Origin of the sequence: Vibrio artabrorum (assembly GCF_024347295.1) — a bacterium.
Taxonomy (GTDB): Bacteria; Pseudomonadota; Gammaproteobacteria; order Enterobacterales; family Vibrionaceae; genus Vibrio; species Vibrio artabrorum.
The window spans coordinates 374976-390370 of sequence record NZ_AP025458.1 but is presented as its reverse complement, the minus strand read 5'-3'; the positions used below and the strand labels follow the sequence as shown (position 1 = coordinate 390370).

The following is a 15395-nucleotide window of genomic DNA, read 5'->3' as shown; positions in this document are numbered from 1 at the left end:
CATAAGGTCTTAGTAGTCAGTCAGCAGGAGAATGCCATGAAACCACTACTTTTAATTGTCAGCCTACTTTTCTCGACCTTTGCGTGGTCTGCGCCGAAATCCGAACTTTGGCCATATTGGAATCAAAGCAACGAAATCCACCAAGAACAGATATCTCATCAAGATTGGCAGCAATTCCTCGACCGTTACCGAGTAAAACAAGGACAAAACGCTCTCGTTCGTTATCAAGCGGTAAGCACTGAAGACAAGGCAAAGCTGAAGCATTATATCAAGAGGTTAGAACAGCTTAATCCGCTCAACTATTCAAAAGCAGAACAGTATGCCTATTGGGTTAATCTATACAACGCTGTGACTGTCGATTTGATTCTTGATGCCTACCCGATCAAATCCATCACTAAACTTGGCGGACTATTTAGTTTCGGGCCGTGGGGAGATGATGTGGTAGTCGTTAACGAGAAATCATTGACACTCAACGACATTGAACACCGAATCCTAAGACCGATTTGGCAAGATCCTCGTACGCATTATGCAGTGAACTGTGCCAGCCTAGGTTGCCCTAACTTACAACCTGACGCTTTTACCTCAGACAATACAGAACCCTTGTTAGAGCAAGCCGCTCGTGAATTTGTAAACAGTAACAAAGGTGTTCTGGTGACCAATAATAAACTCCAACTGTCATCGATTTACCAATGGTTTGCAGTGGATTTTGGTACAGAGCAACAACTCCTTCAACACTTAGATCTGTATCGCACTCAACCCGTCACGAATACGCACAAAATCAGCTATGACTACGATTGGTCACTCAATCAAGCAAACGAACGCTCACGCTAAAGTCCCTAACAAAAAAGAAGCGAAAGTTTTTATTAACCAATGGCCTCTTGCTCGATAGGGCTTTAACACGACTGTTGATTCCTAATTAGAAGATCGAAAGAATATCTGATGACAATCAGGATCACTCAAAACGGTCGACTACTTAAAGCCTTTGACCTTCTTAATGAGGTCATAAGCATTTTGAATTTCTTGTGATTTTTCTTTCGCGACGTTCATCATTTCGGGTGGTAAGCCCTTCGCCATCAACTTGTCTGGGTGATGTTCATTCATCAGTTTACGGTAGGCTTTCTTCACCTCTTTACCATCCGAATTTTCACTCACACCAATAACTTTATACGCATCTGCCAATTGATTTTGTTGCGAAGCTTGCTGCCAGCCTGATGATTGACCATGGCCTTGATGGCCTCCAAAGCTCCCTCCCTGCTGTTGAAAGCGGAAGGCGGCTTCTTGCATTTGCAAACGTCGTTCTAGTTGCTCCGCAGAAAACCCAAGCCCTTGCGCTATCCTGTGTAAGACCTGACGCTCACTCGGATGTAAACTGCCATCAGCAAATGCCGCAGAGACTTGAAGCTCTAAAAAGAACTGCAGCAAGTCAAAGCGCCCCCCCGATGAAATCTTGACACGCTCAAGCACATCATTTAACGGGAAATCCCCCTCTTTACCATCACGAAATGCATCTTGCGCGGCTTTACGTTGCTCACCATGCAAATTCATTCGCTCCATCATGGTAGAAGCGAGCTGAATCTCTTCTCGGGTAACCTGCCCTTTGGCTTTAGCAACGTGCCCCATTACTGCAAATGCTGATGTAAAGAACTCGTTCTGTTTTTCCGCTTGGTTTGGTCCACGCCCAAAACCAGAGCTATTAAAGCCCGACTGATTTAAACGGCGAGCCTTATCGAATTGATGCCCGAGAAAAAGGCCCAAAACTAAACCGGGGATGTTCCCAAATAAAAAGCCAAAAAAAGCGCCCAAAATTTTGCCAAATATTTGCATTATGTGTTCTCTATCTATGAATTTTATCTGAGTACAGCTGTCTGATGGTGCTGAATGCTAATATTTCCTTTATCATAAGGAAAATGCTTTATTAATTGGATTGATACTAGATCAACCCTTCATCTAGTAACACAGGATAGTTCAACTTCATGCAATGTTTTTCCCGCACCTTGTTAGCTGCATCTATAACTACAGCGTTATGCGTGCCGACAACTCAAGCCGAAACCATCATCGATAGTAGTGTGCAGGAAATGCCCTCTATAGATCAATGCTTGATCGAACCCGCTGCAGAAAACGAGACACAACTGCCCGCTCATGTTGAGTCCGATCGCTTAGAAGCTATCAATGGTGATAAAGCCATGTATTCAGGGGATGTTAGAGTTACGCAAGGCAATAAAACCATCCTTGCTGACAATGTTACTCTACACCAAAAAGAAAATATCGTTGTTGCTGAAGGCAATGTGAACTTTAGTGATGGTCAAATTAAGTCCGTGTCAGAAAGAGCAACCAATAATCTGACGACCAATGACATAACGTTAGAAAACACCGATTACGAATTCCTTTGTGAACCTGGTCGAGGCGACGCGGTTTATGTATCCAAAACAGGGAAAGCGGTTTATGAAATTGAAGATGGCTCCATTACCTCTTGCCCTATCGGTGACAATGCTTGGCGCCTAAGAGCATCGAGTATCAGTGTCGACCAAAACGAAGAGCAAGCCACTTTTTATAATCCGCGTTTTGAAATCCAAAGTGTTCCCATCTTTTACTTACCTTACTTAACGGTACCTATCGGTGATACGCGTAAAACAGGCTTTCTATACCCTACGGTATCATACGGTTCGAGCGATGGCTTTGAAGCAGAGGTTCCCATTTATTGGAACTTAGCACCAAACTACGACTTGGAAACCACGCTCAAGTACATGCAAGAGCGTGGCACTCAGCTAAACAGTAAGTTCAGATACTTAAACGACTTTGGTTCAGGTAGCATCAAATCTGAATATTTACCTGACGACCAAAAATACCAAGACAAAGGAGCTCGTTGGGGGGCGCAACTTGAGCACTCAGGAATATTCCAACAATCTTGGTTATTCGAAATCGATTATTCAAAAGTCAGTGATATCGATTACTTCACGGATGTAAACTCAAGCAGTATTGGTAACCGTGAAGATGGTCAATTGCTTCAAGAAGGGCAAGCAACCTACCGTACTCAAAACTGGGATGCGTCAATACTTGTCCGTGATTTCCAGATCCTGACTAAAAATAATAACTTGCCGTACCGCCTTATGCCGCAGGTGGCCTACAACTATTATGCTCCTCAGGTAATGGATCACCTTGATTTCGACCTCATCAGTCATATTTCAAAATTTGATACTGATGCCTCGGGTAAGCCATCGGCCACTCGTGTCCATGTTGAGCCAGGTATAACCATACCATTCGGCAATACTTGGGGAACCTGGACAACAGAAGCTCGACTGCTTGGCACTTACTACCAACAAGATCTTGATGGTGTCGATACAACATCAGGAACAGCAGAAACAAACCCATATTATGGATTAGAAGATACGGCATTTCGTGTTATTCCAGAGTTTCGAAGCCATGCCGGAATTGTTTTAGAACGCGACACAAAAATTGTCGGCAACTACACGCAAACCCTTGAGCCTCAAGTACAGTACCTGTATGTACCCAAAGAAAATCAAGAAAACATTGGTTTTTACGATACGACACTGCTGCAAACGGATTACTATGGTCTATTCCGAAGCCGTAAATACAGCGGTGTAGACCGTATTGCTTCAGCAAACCAAGTGAGCTATGGCGCGTCATCTCGCTTTTTTGACGATGAATATAGAGAACGTCTCAATATTTCCTTTGGCCAAATTTTTTATATCGACCGAGATACAAAAGCAAGCAATACCCAAAACAGTCTAAATAATACAAAACAAAACTCTAGCTATTCATCTTGGGCTGTTGATGTTGATTTTAACTACGATGATTCCTTGTTCTACCATGGTGGGCTGCAGTACGACATTGATACATCAGCAATGCAGCTAGCCAACAGTACGTTAGAGTACCGCTTTGCGGGCGGTTACGTACAAACCAACTACCGCTATGTAACCAAAGAGTATATTGAAGACACCGTTGATTTTAAGGTTGGTTCAATCACGAAAGAAGGTATCTCGCAAGCCGGTTTACTCGGTGCTTACCAAATTTCACCGAAATGGAATGCCAGTGCTCAATATTTCTATGATTTAACAACAGAAGAAGACCTCGAGTGGTTAGCGAGACTTAACTATAAATCGGATTGTTGGTATATCGGCTTTACCTATAGTAACCGTTTGACAAATAACATTAGTAATCCAAATACGACACCTGAATATGAAAATAACTTCAGTGTGAATTTCGGTATTGTTGGCTTTGGTACTAACATCGGTTCTGATTCTGGTGCTATCGGTGGAAGCAGCGCTGACAACTCACTGAGCTACGGTCGCCCATTTTTCTTAAACAACTAATTTTCTTTATTGATAAAACATCAGTAAATTTAAAGGACAACTCATGACATTGTGGAAACGCACATTAATGACTATCGCAGCCGCTTGTACTTTATCAACAAGCTATGCCGCGCCAGTTGAACTCGATAGCGTCAAAGTTATTGTTAACGAAGGCGTGATCTTACAAAGTGACATCGATACCGCGATGAAGACACTGCGTGCCAACGCGAATAAAAACGGTCAAACATTACCCTCACAAGATGTATTGAATGAGCAAGTTTTAGAAAAACTGATCATCGACACGATTCAAACTCAAGAAGCGGAACGTATTGGCGTTCGAATTGATGACGCTCGACTTGATCAAGCCATTCAAGGGATTGCCAAAGAGAATAACCAAACGGTCGATCAACTCACCGCCTCCGTAGCCAAAGAAGGCCTAAGTTACAATGCGTTTCGCGAACAAGTAAGAAAAGAGATTGCAGCCAGTGAAGCGCGTAACGCTCTCGTTCGTCGCCGCATTAACATCCTTCCTGCGGAAGTTGACAACTTAGCCGACATCTTAGCGCAAGAGACTAACGCAACTGTTCAATATAAAATTGGGCATATTCAGCTTCGCTTCAATGACACTCAAACAAAAGAAGAGTTAGAGTCTCAAGCTGACGATTTAGTGAAAGAACTCAAGAGCGGCAAAGACTTTAATACCATGGCATATACTTACTCAAAAGGCCCTAAGGCACTACAAGGTGGCGACTGGGGATGGATGCGTAAAGAAGAGATGCCAACCATTTTTGCAGACCAAATTAAAATGCAGAATAAAGGCAGCATCATTGGCCCTTTCCGAAGTGGTGCTGGTTTCCATATTCTGAAAATTGAAGATGTGAAAGGCCTAGAAACCGTTGCTGTAACAGAAGTGAATGCACGTCATATCTTGATTAAGCCAACCGTCATCTTAAGTGACGAAGGGGCGAAAGAACAATTGGAAGAAATCACACGCCGCATCAATGCCGGAGAAGCGACCTTTGGAGAACTTGCGCAACAATACAGCCAAGATCCAGGTTCTGCAGTACAAGACGGAGAATTGGGCTATCAAACCCCTGATTTATATGTACCCGAGTTTAAACACCAAGTAGAAACTCTGCCTACTGGTAAAATCAGCGCGCCATTTAAAACTGTTCATGGTTGGCACATTGTTGAAGTATTAGACCGCAGACAAGTTGACCGTACCGATTCAGCTTTAAAAAACAAAGCGTACCAAATCCTATTTAATCGTAAGTTCAATGAAGAAGTGGGTGCTTGGCTACAAGAAATAAGAGCCAGTGCCTTCGTTGAAATGGTAAAAGGTGACCAAGATGATAACTAAACGCCTTGTCATTACTGCCGGTGAACCCGCAGGGATCGGTCCCGATTTAACTCTGGCTCTATCTCAAGAGAGCTGGCCTCATCAACTCGTCGTTTGTGCCGATAAAAATTTGCTGGCTCAGCGAGCTAAAATGCTAGGGATTGACGTTGAGTTGTTGGATTACGATCCCGCCTCTCCCAAGTTGCCTCAACAATCTGGCACACTGGTTGTGAAACACATTCCACTCGCGGAACCCACCATTGCGGGCCAACTCAACGAAGCCAACAGTCATTACGTATTAAATACTTTAGAAACCGCAGCAATTGGCTGTATGAATGATGAATTTGATGCTATTGTCACCGGCCCTGTTCACAAGGGTGTAATTAACCGAGCTGGCGTTGCTTTTAGTGGCCATACCGAGTTCTTTGCAGAGAAGTCCAATACGCCACTCGTGGTAATGATGTTGGCAACAGAAGGGCTGCGTGTTGCTCTCGTAACAACACACATCCCGCTAGCGTATGTATCTCAAGCCGTGACCGAAGACAGACTAGAGCGAATCATTGCTATTCTGCATAAAGATTTGGTTGAAAAATTTGCTATTGAGAAACCAACTATCTACGTATGTGGATTAAACCCACACGCAGGTGAAGACGGTTGTTTAGGGCGTGAAGAGATAGAAACCATCACCCCTACGCTAGAAAAAATTCGTCTGAAAGATGGCATTAATTTAGTTGGCCCATTGCCAGCAGATACCATCTTTAATGAAAAATATTTGCAAGATGCAGATGCTGTTTTAGGTATGTATCACGATCAAGTACTCCCAGTATTAAAATACAAAGGGTTTGGTCGCTCAGTGAACATCACGCTTGGCTTACCGTTTATTCGTACATCCGTCGATCACGGTACCGCCTTAGACTTGGCAGGAAAAGGCCAAGCCGATACAGGGAGCTTTAGAACAGCGCTCACGCACGCCATTGAATTAGTAGAGAAAAAACAATGAGAAATGATGTCCACTTAGGGCACAAAGCGCGTAAACGTTTTGGTCAAAACTTCCTTAACGATCCGTACATTATTGATGGAATCGTATCGAGTATTAATCCACTTCCAGGTCAAAACCTAGTCGAAATCGGCCCAGGTCTTGGAGCGATTACCGAACCTGTTGGCAAGCTTGTTGATAAATTCACAGTGATTGAGCTGGATAGAGATCTGGCTGAACGTCTGCGTAATCACCCCGATCTTGCTGAAAAGTTAACGATCCATGAAGGCGATGCAATGAAGTTCGATTTCGAACAACTTGTTAAGCCAAACAACAAACTACGTATCTTCGGAAACTTACCCTACAACATCTCTACACCCTTGATGTTCCACCTTTTTGAGTTCCATAAAGATGTGCAAGACATGCACTTTATGCTTCAAAAAGAAGTTGTTAATCGATTAGCAGCAGGCCCTGGCACTAAAGCTTACGGTCGTCTAACGGTTATGGCTCAATATTACTGTAAAGTCACTCCTGTGTTAGAAGTACCGCCAACAGCCTTTGTTCCGCCACCGAAAGTAGACTCAGCCGTCGTTCGCCTACAGCCTTATGAAGTGCTGCCTTACCCGGCCAAAGATCTCAAGTGGCTCGATCGTGTATGTCGTGAAGGCTTCAACCAACGCCGTAAAACCGTGCGCAACTGCTACAAGAGCTTAATCGACAAGGAAGTTCTTGAAGAGTTGGGGATAAACCCTGGTATGCGCCCTGAAAATCTAACGCTCGAACAGTTTGTCGATATGGCAAACTGGTTGCACGACAGTCACAACGCTGACAAATAATTGAAAAGGCTCCTACACTTCGGTGAGGAGCCTATTTTCTATGTCATACTTTTAGGGAACGCTTCCCTTAGCCTACCGACAGCAAAAGGTGCGAATATGGATATATCTACGCCTTGTATCAAATGCCAAGTTCACTCTAAATACATAGAGGAACAATCTGAACCAACGAAGAATCGCTACCTCTTCGCTTACATTATTACCATCAAAAACCTCAGTAAGACGACTGTTCAGCTCATGTCTCGTCGCTGGTTGATTACTGATTCGAACGGAAAACAGCTCACCATAGAAGGTGAGGGTGTAGTAGGACAGCAACCTGTCATTGAAGCCCAAGACGAATACACCTACACTAGCGGCACCGTCATCGAAACCCCAGTCGGTGTTATGCAAGGTCATTATGTTATGACGGATAACAAAGGTATCGATTTCATCACTGAAGTTGGCCCTTTTAGACTCGCTATACCCAATATCCTTAATTAGTTACCCTTAGCATCTACAGGAAGTTACTGTGTCGAATTATATTGTCGGAGACATTCAAGGCTGCTTTGACGAACTTCAATTACTGCTTGAAACTATTAACTTTGATAAACACCAAGATACGTTGTGGGTCGCCGGAGACTTAGTGGCTCGTGGTCCAAAATCTCTGGAGACACTGCGTTTTATTCGTAGTCTTGGCCACGCTGCAAAAGTGGTATTAGGCAATCATGACCTGCATCTACTTGCTATCTCCTTAGGCCTTTTTGCCGCAAAACCCAAAGATAAGACTCAGCCTATCCTCGATGCAGAAGATAGAGAGTTGTTATTTGAGTGGTTAAGACAACAGCCATTAATTCAGGAGCATCCTGAATTTGTGATGTCTCATGCTGGAATCTCTCCTCAATGGGATCTAGAGCGAGCTCGTATTGAAAGTCGAGAAATTGCGGACTTATTGAAATCCGAACAATGGCCGTGGCTTATCGAAAATATGTACAGCAACACGCCAGAGGTATGGCATCAAGACTTAGAAGGGATTGAGCGCTATCGCTATTCGATCAACAGCCTGACCAGAATGCGATTCTGCTTTACTGACGGTCGACTCGACATGGCATGTAAGCTTCCACCGCAAGAGATCACGACAGAGTCGTTAGTACCTTGGTTTGATCTTCCACAGCGTATAAAACTCGATAAAACGGTTATCTTTGGGCACTGGGCGGCGCTAGAGGGTTACTCAGGAAAAGAGGTCATTGGTTTAGATACTGGATGTGTTTGGGGAGGACAATTGACGGCTCTTCGTTGGGAAGACAAACAATACTTTACTCAAGATGCCATTACTCAATAGACCGTCATTGATTCAATAGTTCGCGACGTAGCCACCATATGACGGCAGCCATTCCGGCTTGCTCAACAACAAAAAAGCAAGCCAATATAAGACATTAGCGCTCTAAAACAACAAATTCCATGCTGTGTTTATTTTTCTCATCCGCTTGATAAGTTTCACTAAAACTCCGCTTCCAACCTTCTCCCCAGTCTGGGAATTGGGTATCACCATCCACATCAAAATCGATGTAAGTCAGATAGAGTTTATCTGCTTTAGGTAAACAACTTTCATAGATTGAACCACCACCGATGATCATTACCTCATCAACATCACTGACGAACTCTAGAGCTTGTTCAATCGAAGTAACCGTAGTCACACCTTCAATCTTTAAACTTTCATCACGGCTAATAACAACATTCAATCGACCCGGTAAAGGACGTCCAATTGAGTCGTAGGTCTTACGTCCCATCACCACTGGTTTCCCCATGGTTGAGCGTTTAAACCATGCAAAATCCGCAGGTAAATGCCAAGGCATCTGATTATCTTTACCAATTACACGGTTGTTTGCCATTGCCGCTATCATGCTGATGATCATAAATCGAAAGTCCTGTCCCCAAAAAGAAAGTTAACGCTAGACAATAGGTCTACGACGGTAGAATAACAGCCCAGGTACCGCTAAGCCAACTGCCAGTCCTGCGATAATGAACATCGATTTCAAAAAATTCTCCATCAACATTGCCAGTAACTCAGGCGTGTAGCCCACCCTGTGAATCTCCACCATTGCAATCATCGCCTTAAAGGCAAACACACCCGGAACCATGGGTATCAATGCCGCAACGGTAAAGACTTTAGGATGTGCCAAAATTTTGTGCGACCAATGAACTCCTATCATACCAACCGTGGTGGCGGCAAAAAACGTTGCCCACTCGATTGGAATACCAAAGTGCATCATCAAATAACGTGAACCGTGTCCAATCGCGCCACCTAACGCACAATAAAACAACGCGCTCTTTGGCACATTGAAAACCAAAGCAAAACCGATAGCTGGAATTGACGCAAAAAACATGTCATCAATAAGACCGAAAAGCAAAGTAAAGGCATCGTTCATAATGTCACCCCAAATATGCCTAACACACGACTCACAGCAACAATCCCGAGACAAGTTGCCAGTGTAAGTAAACTGCCCATCACAAATCGAGCAATACCCATATTGATATACCCTTTCAATACATCGGCTACAGCGTTAATTAAAGGAAAGCCGGGAACCAACATAAGAACGGATGATGCCATTACGACATTTGGACTGTTGCCAATCTCAAATACCACAGCTTGTGCTGAGATGAAGGTAGTAACAAAAGCGGTGGTCGCAAAGTTGAGTAGCGGATTGAAGTGACGATGGCCTATCTCTTGTCGGACAATCATACCGATAGAAGAAGCCAAAAAAGTCATCGCAAACACAGCGCTGTCGCCACCTGCAAGATGACTGAATGAAGCACAAGATAAACCAATCATAAATACCACTAGCCAGCGATTGTAACGCTCTGGGGTGATTTTATTCAGCTTCTGTTGAGCAAGTTCGTAGTCTAAGATGCCTTTTTCTAACATGATGCAGATACGTTGTACTTCGGTCACAGCGCGCATATTGATGCCCCTATCGGGACAACGCCGAGTCGTGGTCATGCAATGGTCATGGGTAACAGTGGTCACAACCAGTGAACTTGCTGAGAGTGATACCTCGACCTCATCCATACCACAGGCAAGGCCAATACGCTCCATTATGCCGCCGATAAGCGCACTTTCAGCTCCATGAGCATGCAACATCTGTCCAGCTTGAGCGATTAAGCGAGAAACAGCGCGTTGTTTAGATTCCATTCTATCTCTTTGACAATTGTTTAAAATAAAAACAAGATTCTATTAGGTCTACATATAAAACAATATGATAATTCAAAATTAATTGATTCAGAACAACCAAATTGAAGGCCGAAACGAACTTATCATTTTGACGAAAGATTAAGGGCAAAGATCAGTAATTTTTTAAGATTCCCAAGATCCTCAATAAGCTTGAGATTAAGCCAAACATAGCCATAGATATTGGATTTTTCACCGCCTAATTCAGCAATAATATCTTTTAATTCACGAATGATTTCATCCGTTTCCCCAATACTAACACCAGCTCGAACCTCACCTTTTTCAACTAAATAAGCCAGATCATCAAACTCTTGCTCCACTTGCTGCTGACACTGTTTTAGCGATTTAGACCACAGCATATTCAAATGACTTTCTCTGTCACTCCAATAAGAATGGTTAAGGAGTTCAATAGTACTTAGCAGATTACGCAACTGAATCTGGATAGCATCGAGCAACTGCCGCTTGAGTTTGGTTTCTTTGGCTGATGGTGAAGTAAGAGTCGTGATAGTCGTCATCTCTTTAAAAAGCGTATTTTGAAACGACTCAAGATTGGGCTTTTCTAGCACATTGGGAGAATAGGAGAGATGGTAAACTTTAGAAAATATTTTTAAGGTATATGCGATGCGCAATCGCCAATGGATAAAAGCACGCTGTGGGTAGATAAGGCAAAACAATACGGCAATAATACAGCCTATTGTCACATCAACGCCGCGCCACATCGCCACATCGACATCGGCATTTACAGCCCCAAGGGTAACAGCTAAGGTAATGCCTATCAATATTCCAACATATGGTCGCTTGCCAAGCGCAAAATAAGCACTAAGAAAGATAATCACCGCACACCATAGGTACATTAGCACCATCGAATATTGGCTGATCGCAATGCCGATGATCCCTGACACAGCTCCAAGAGAAGTACCGAGAACACGGTGCCAAGCCCTTGGCAAAACATTGCCTAGGTACGATATTGGTCCTATCACCACAAATAGGGTTATTAGAATCCAAGTTCGTTCAGGAATCTCAAGATAATTCGCAAGAATTAAAGTGAGAACAAACGCTACCGCAATACGTACTCCGTGGATGATGCGGTAGTGGGTAAAGATAAACGCATCAACATTGGAGATTTTCTGGTTTAGGTGCATAATCTCTGATCCTTGAGATAATACCAATCGTATAAAATTAACTGGTCATTCTAGCGGGCTTTAAGACTCGTGACTGCGTGAGAACTTTTGATCGTAAAATTACTACGTATCGAAAATTTCCACCTTATTCTCGAGTGCTTTTCCAGGCGATATCTAATCACTTACTGAGAGTGAGTAGGCCAAATTCTGTTGAGCACAGACAAAAAAGAGCCAGAATCTAATTCAGGCTCTTTTTATTATGTTTATTGTTCAAACTATTGTCTATAAAAGATGCTAGTCACGAACATAAATAACATGTCCGTCATCTTCTTCGTCATCCCAGTCATCCCAATCGTCATCATCTTCAGTAACGACATTCTTACCACTCATGGCATCTTTGTGGTAATCATCCCACATGAAGTTCACTTTTTCTTCTTCTTCAATGACTTCAACTTCACGAGGCAGGTTCTCCATGAACTCACCCAGTTTAAAGCAAAGATCTTTAGTGCCGATTTTGTTCACAGCAGAGATCTTGAAGTACTCGCCTTCCCAACCTAAAGCTTCGACGATTTCTTGAATCTTTTCATCCGCTTCTTCTTCAGGCATTAGGTCTACTTTGTTAAACACTAACCAGCGAGGTTTCTGTGCCACTTTTTCACTGTATTGTTCAAGCTCGTCAATGATCGTCAGTGCATTCTGAATAGGATCAGAACCATCAATCGGCAAAATATCGATCATGTGCAGAAGAACACGACAACGTTCAAGGTGCTTCAAGAAACGAATACCCAGACCAGCGCCATCAGCCGCTCCTTCGATTAGACCTGGAATATCGGCAACCACGAAGCTCTTTTCAGGAACCACACTCACCACACCCAAGCTTGGGATCAAAGTCGTAAATGGGTAATCCGCCACTTTTGGTTTCGCAGCCGAGACTGAGCGAATAAAAGTAGATTTACCCGCATTTGGCAAGCCAAGCATGCCAACATCAGCCAACAAAAGAAGCTCTAAACGCAGTTCGCGAACTTCGCCTTTAGTACCCATGGTCTTTTGACGAGGAGCACGGTTCACAGAGGATTTAAAACGCGTATTACCAAGACCGTGCCAACCACCTTTACCAACCATGACTTTCTTGCCATGTTCAGCAACTTCAGCCACGATTTCATTGGTGTGGATGTCAACCGCACGAGTACCAACTGGCACTTTCAGAGTAATATCTTTACCACGTTTACCTGTACAGTTACCACCGCGGCCGTTCTCGCCACGTTCCGCGCTGTAAAAACGTTGGAAACGATAATCGATCAACGTATTTAAATTCTCATCGGCTTGAATGTAAACATCACCACCGTCACCACCATCACCGCCATCAGGACCACCTTTAGCGACAAATTTTTCGCGCCAAAAGCTGACGGTGCCATTACCGCCATCGCCGGCTTCTATTTTTACTGATGCTTCATCAACGAATTTCATTTTTTAACTCCGCACTTACGTTGCGTTATCACTCTCCAAGGAGTGATATAAATTCTAGCAGATCCGAGTGTAGATCGATCACCTAAGATCCAGGTCGATCTGCAATCAAGGAACAAATAAGGAGAGGTTCTATGCGTACTGCTTTTTAAAAACTAAACCGTTTCTCAAAAATCAAAGCCAGAGCGTCTACTTTTTTATTCTTGTTATAAATAAAAAACCCTGCCGAATCGGCAGGGCTTTTGAATTCAGCTTGAAAGCTAGTATAAAAATCTTATAAAAGATTAAATTACTCAGCTTCGATGCTTACAAACTTGCGGTTTTTAGGACCTTTTACTGCAAATTTCACTTTACCTTCAGTAAGAGCGAAAAGAGTATGGTCTTTACCGATGCCAACGTTTGTGCCAGCGTGGAATTTAGTACCACGTTGACGAACGATGATGTTACCTGCAAGAACAGATTCACCACCAAAACGCTTAACACCAAGACGTTTGCTTTCTGAATCGCGGCCGTTATTAGTAGAACCGCCAGCTTTTTTATGTGCCATTGTTAAACTCTCCTAATACTTAAGCGTTAATGCCAGTGATTTTCACTTCTGTGAACCACTGACGGTGACCAGCTTGCTTACGAGAGTGCTTACGACGACGGAACTTAACGATTTTAACTTTATCGCCACGACCGTGTTGTACTACTTCCGCAGTCACTTTGCCACCTTCAACAAGAGGTGCACCAACAGCGATTTCTTCGCCGTTAGCAACAAGAAGAACTTTATCAAATTCAACAGTTGCACCAGTTTCAACGTCTAATTTCTCTAAACGAAGAGTTTGACCTTCGCTTACTCGGTGTTGTTTGCCACCAGATTGGAAAACAGCGTACATATTTTACTCCGCTTTTTCCGCACAGCCTATGGTTGTTAATTGTACAACTCGGGTGTGCGCTAAACTAATCAATAGGGCGCAGATTCTACGGGAATCATGCCGCTATGACAAGCCATATTTTTAAAAAATTGGCGAAAACCTGTTCGCCAAAGAAAAGTGCGGCAATGATGCCTTTAAGCGATGTATTAATCAATGTTTTTTAGTGTATCATCCAACAATTAAATACAACGTATAAGCCTTACAGGGTCTAACTTCAGCCGGATGAACAATGGATTTTAAAGCTATCCAAACGCTTACTGCCAATGATGTGGCAAAAGTGAATGAAACAATTCAAACTCAACTTAATTCTGACGTAAGTTTAATCAACCAGCTTGGTTTTTATATCGTTAGTGGCGGTGGAAAACGCCTACGCCCCTTGCTCGTCCTTTTATCGGCTCGAGCTCTAGGTTATCAAGGTGAAGCTCATATCACCTCCGCAGCCTTTATCGAATTTATTCATACAGCGACACTGCTTCATGATGATGTTGTTGACGAATCAGATATGAGACGCGGAAAGGCAACGGCTAACGCAGCTTTCGGTAATGCCGCTAGCGTTTTGGTCGGGGACTTTATTTACACTCGCTCATTCCAAATGATGACTACGCTAGGATCATTAAGGATCCTGGAGCTCATGAGTGAAGCAGTAAACGTCATTGCCGAGGGTGAAGTTCAACAATTGATGAACTGTAATAACCCGGACATCACAGAAGAAAGCTACATGCAGGTCATTTATTCTAAGACTGCACGTTTGTTTGAAGCTGCGACACAAATCGGTGCCATACTGACAGAATCATCCCCAGAAATTGAAACCGCAATGCAAAACTATGGGAAATTCTTAGGCACCGCATTCCAACTGATTGATGATGTGATGGATTACACCGCTGATGGTAAAGAGATGGGTAAAAACGTTGGTGACGATCTTGCTGAAGGCAAACCAACACTGCCTCTACTTTATGCGATGCACAATGGTTCTCCAGAGCAAGCAAGTATGATCCGTGAGGCGATTGAAAAAGCGAATGGCATGGAGCGTCTCGACGACATTATGGCTGTTATGAAAGAAACAGGCTCGTTAGAGTACACCATCAATAAAGCCTATGAAGAAGCCGATAAAGCGATTGCTGAGCTTTCTGTGCTGCCTGACTCTGAATATAAGCAAGCGCTAACCGCACTCGCACACCTTGCAGTAAAACGCAGTAAGTAACCAAGCAAAGATGAACATCTCGTCTTAGA

At 43.4% G+C, this 15395-nt stretch carries 16 protein-coding genes; 8 read left to right on the top strand and 8 right to left on the bottom strand.

Annotated features, from left to right (window positions below; all coding sequences use genetic code 11):
* The first annotated feature begins 36 nt into the window (after window positions 1-36).
* Entirely contained in the window at window positions 37-831 is a 795-nt protein-coding gene (locus tag OCU36_RS01855; protein ID WP_261838787.1) for a DUF547 domain-containing protein, read from the top strand.
* A 138-nt stretch (window positions 832-969) separates the two neighbouring features.
* Here the strand turns inward: OCU36_RS01855 and djlA are convergent, their stop codons facing one another.
* Entirely contained in the window at window positions 970-1824 is an 855-nt protein-coding gene (djlA, locus tag OCU36_RS01850; RefSeq protein WP_261838786.1) for a co-chaperone DjlA, read from the bottom strand.
* Window positions 1825-1973: 149 nt separating this feature from the next.
* Here djlA and lptD point away from each other — a divergent pair, with 149 nt between their 5' ends.
* From lptD to apaH, 6 genes are all read left to right on the top strand, one after another.
* Complete coding sequence (gene lptD, locus OCU36_RS01845) at window positions 1974-4331, top strand: LPS assembly protein LptD (RefSeq protein WP_261838785.1); 2358 nt, start codon at window positions 1974-1976, stop codon at window positions 4329-4331.
* Window positions 4332-4374: 43 nt separating this feature from the next.
* On the top strand, window positions 4375-5670 hold the full coding sequence (gene surA, locus OCU36_RS01840; RefSeq protein ID WP_261838784.1) for a peptidylprolyl isomerase SurA: 1296 nt from the start codon (window positions 4375-4377) through the stop codon (window positions 5668-5670).
* A complete protein-coding gene (pdxA, locus tag OCU36_RS01835; RefSeq protein ID WP_261838783.1) occupies window positions 5660-6649 on the top strand; it encodes a 4-hydroxythreonine-4-phosphate dehydrogenase PdxA in 990 nt (329 codons plus the stop codon). Before surA ends, pdxA begins: the two co-directional genes overlap by 11 nt.
* Window positions 6646-7461 (top strand): 16S rRNA (adenine(1518)-N(6)/adenine(1519)-N(6))-dimethyltransferase RsmA, encoded by an 816-nt coding sequence (rsmA, locus tag OCU36_RS01830; RefSeq protein WP_261838782.1) that lies wholly within the window; start codon window positions 6646-6648, stop codon window positions 7459-7461. The genes pdxA and rsmA overlap by 4 nt, the downstream gene beginning before the upstream one ends.
* Before the next feature lie 96 nt (window positions 7462-7557).
* A complete protein-coding gene (gene apaG / locus OCU36_RS01825) occupies window positions 7558-7938 on the top strand; it encodes a Co2+/Mg2+ efflux protein ApaG (RefSeq protein ID WP_261838781.1) in 381 nt (126 codons plus the stop codon).
* Window positions 7939-7966: 28 nt separating this feature from the next.
* Window positions 7967-8776, top strand: coding sequence for a bis(5'-nucleosyl)-tetraphosphatase (symmetrical) ApaH (apaH, locus tag OCU36_RS01820; RefSeq protein WP_261838780.1), 810 nt, complete (start codon window positions 7967-7969; stop codon window positions 8774-8776).
* Between the two features lie 94 nt (window positions 8777-8870).
* On the opposite strand, the gene folA is transcribed toward apaH, so the two are convergent.
* The 7 genes from folA to rplU all read right to left on the bottom strand — a co-directional run bounded on the left by folA (window position 8871) and on the right by rplU (window position 14126).
* Complete coding sequence (gene folA / locus OCU36_RS01815) at window positions 8871-9350, bottom strand: type 3 dihydrofolate reductase (RefSeq protein WP_261838779.1); 480 nt, start codon at window positions 9348-9350, stop codon at window positions 8871-8873.
* 36 nt (window positions 9351-9386) lie between these two features.
* Entirely contained in the window at window positions 9387-9863 is a 477-nt protein-coding gene (locus OCU36_RS01810; protein WP_261838778.1) for a threonine/serine exporter family protein, read from the bottom strand.
* Window positions 9860-10627, bottom strand: a complete 768-nt coding sequence (locus OCU36_RS01805) for a threonine/serine exporter family protein (protein WP_261838777.1) — start codon at window positions 10625-10627, stop codon at window positions 9860-9862. Before OCU36_RS01805 ends, OCU36_RS01810 begins: the two co-directional genes overlap by 4 nt.
* A gap of 122 nt (window positions 10628-10749) precedes the next feature.
* Entirely contained in the window at window positions 10750-11805 is a 1056-nt protein-coding gene (locus tag OCU36_RS01800) for an FUSC family protein (RefSeq protein WP_261838776.1), read from the bottom strand.
* Between the two features lie 273 nt (window positions 11806-12078).
* Window positions 12079-13251 carry an Obg family GTPase CgtA gene (gene cgtA, locus OCU36_RS01795; protein ID WP_261838775.1) on the bottom strand — a complete coding sequence of 391 codons (1173 nt, stop codon included), beginning with the start codon at window positions 13249-13251 and terminating at the stop codon, window positions 12079-12081.
* A gap of 286 nt (window positions 13252-13537) precedes the next feature.
* Entirely contained in the window at window positions 13538-13795 is a 258-nt protein-coding gene (gene rpmA / locus OCU36_RS01790; protein WP_004735905.1) for a 50S ribosomal protein L27, read from the bottom strand.
* Between the two features lie 19 nt (window positions 13796-13814).
* The gene (gene rplU / locus OCU36_RS01785) at window positions 13815-14126 is read right to left on the bottom strand and encodes a 50S ribosomal protein L21 (protein ID WP_004740823.1); all 312 of its coding nucleotides are present in this window, start codon (window positions 14124-14126) and stop codon (window positions 13815-13817) included.
* Between the two features lie 268 nt (window positions 14127-14394).
* Here rplU and ispB point away from each other — a divergent pair, with 268 nt between their 5' ends.
* Window positions 14395-15366, top strand: a complete 972-nt coding sequence (gene ispB / locus OCU36_RS01780) for an octaprenyl diphosphate synthase (protein WP_261838774.1) — start codon at window positions 14395-14397, stop codon at window positions 15364-15366.
* The last annotated feature ends 29 nt before the right edge of the window (window positions 15367-15395 follow it).

Coding starts and splice junctions, on each gene's coding strand:
- OCU36_RS01855 (WP_261838787.1), top strand. CDS start 37: ATGAAACCACTACTTTTAATTGTCAGCCTACTTTTCTCGACCTTTGCG.
- djlA (WP_261838786.1), bottom strand. CDS start 1,824: ATGCAAATATTTGGCAAAATTTTGGGCGCTTTTTTTGGCTTTTTATTT.
- lptD (WP_261838785.1), top strand. CDS start 1,974: ATGCAATGTTTTTCCCGCACCTTGTTAGCTGCATCTATAACTACAGCG.
- surA (WP_261838784.1), top strand. CDS start 4,375: ATGACATTGTGGAAACGCACATTAATGACTATCGCAGCCGCTTGTACT.
- pdxA (WP_261838783.1), top strand. CDS start 5,660: ATGATAACTAAACGCCTTGTCATTACTGCCGGTGAACCCGCAGGGATC.
- rsmA (WP_261838782.1), top strand. CDS start 6,646: ATGAGAAATGATGTCCACTTAGGGCACAAAGCGCGTAAACGTTTTGGT.
- apaG (WP_261838781.1), top strand. CDS start 7,558: ATGGATATATCTACGCCTTGTATCAAATGCCAAGTTCACTCTAAATAC.
- folA (WP_261838779.1), bottom strand. CDS start 9,350: ATGATCATCAGCATGATAGCGGCAATGGCAAACAACCGTGTAATTGGT.
- OCU36_RS01810 (WP_261838778.1), bottom strand. CDS start 9,863: ATGAACGATGCCTTTACTTTGCTTTTCGGTCTTATTGATGACATGTTT.
- OCU36_RS01805 (WP_261838777.1), bottom strand. CDS start 10,627: ATGGAATCTAAACAACGCGCTGTTTCTCGCTTAATCGCTCAAGCTGGA.
- OCU36_RS01800 (WP_261838776.1), bottom strand. CDS start 11,805: ATGCACCTAAACCAGAAAATCTCCAATGTTGATGCGTTTATCTTTACC.
- cgtA (WP_261838775.1), bottom strand. CDS start 13,251: ATGAAATTCGTTGATGAAGCATCAGTAAAAATAGAAGCCGGCGATGGC.
- rpmA (WP_004735905.1), bottom strand. CDS start 13,795: ATGGCACATAAAAAAGCTGGCGGTTCTACTAATAACGGCCGCGATTCA.
- rplU (WP_004740823.1), bottom strand. CDS start 14,126: ATGTACGCTGTTTTCCAATCTGGTGGCAAACAACACCGAGTAAGCGAA.
- ispB (WP_261838774.1), top strand. CDS start 14,395: ATGGATTTTAAAGCTATCCAAACGCTTACTGCCAATGATGTGGCAAAA.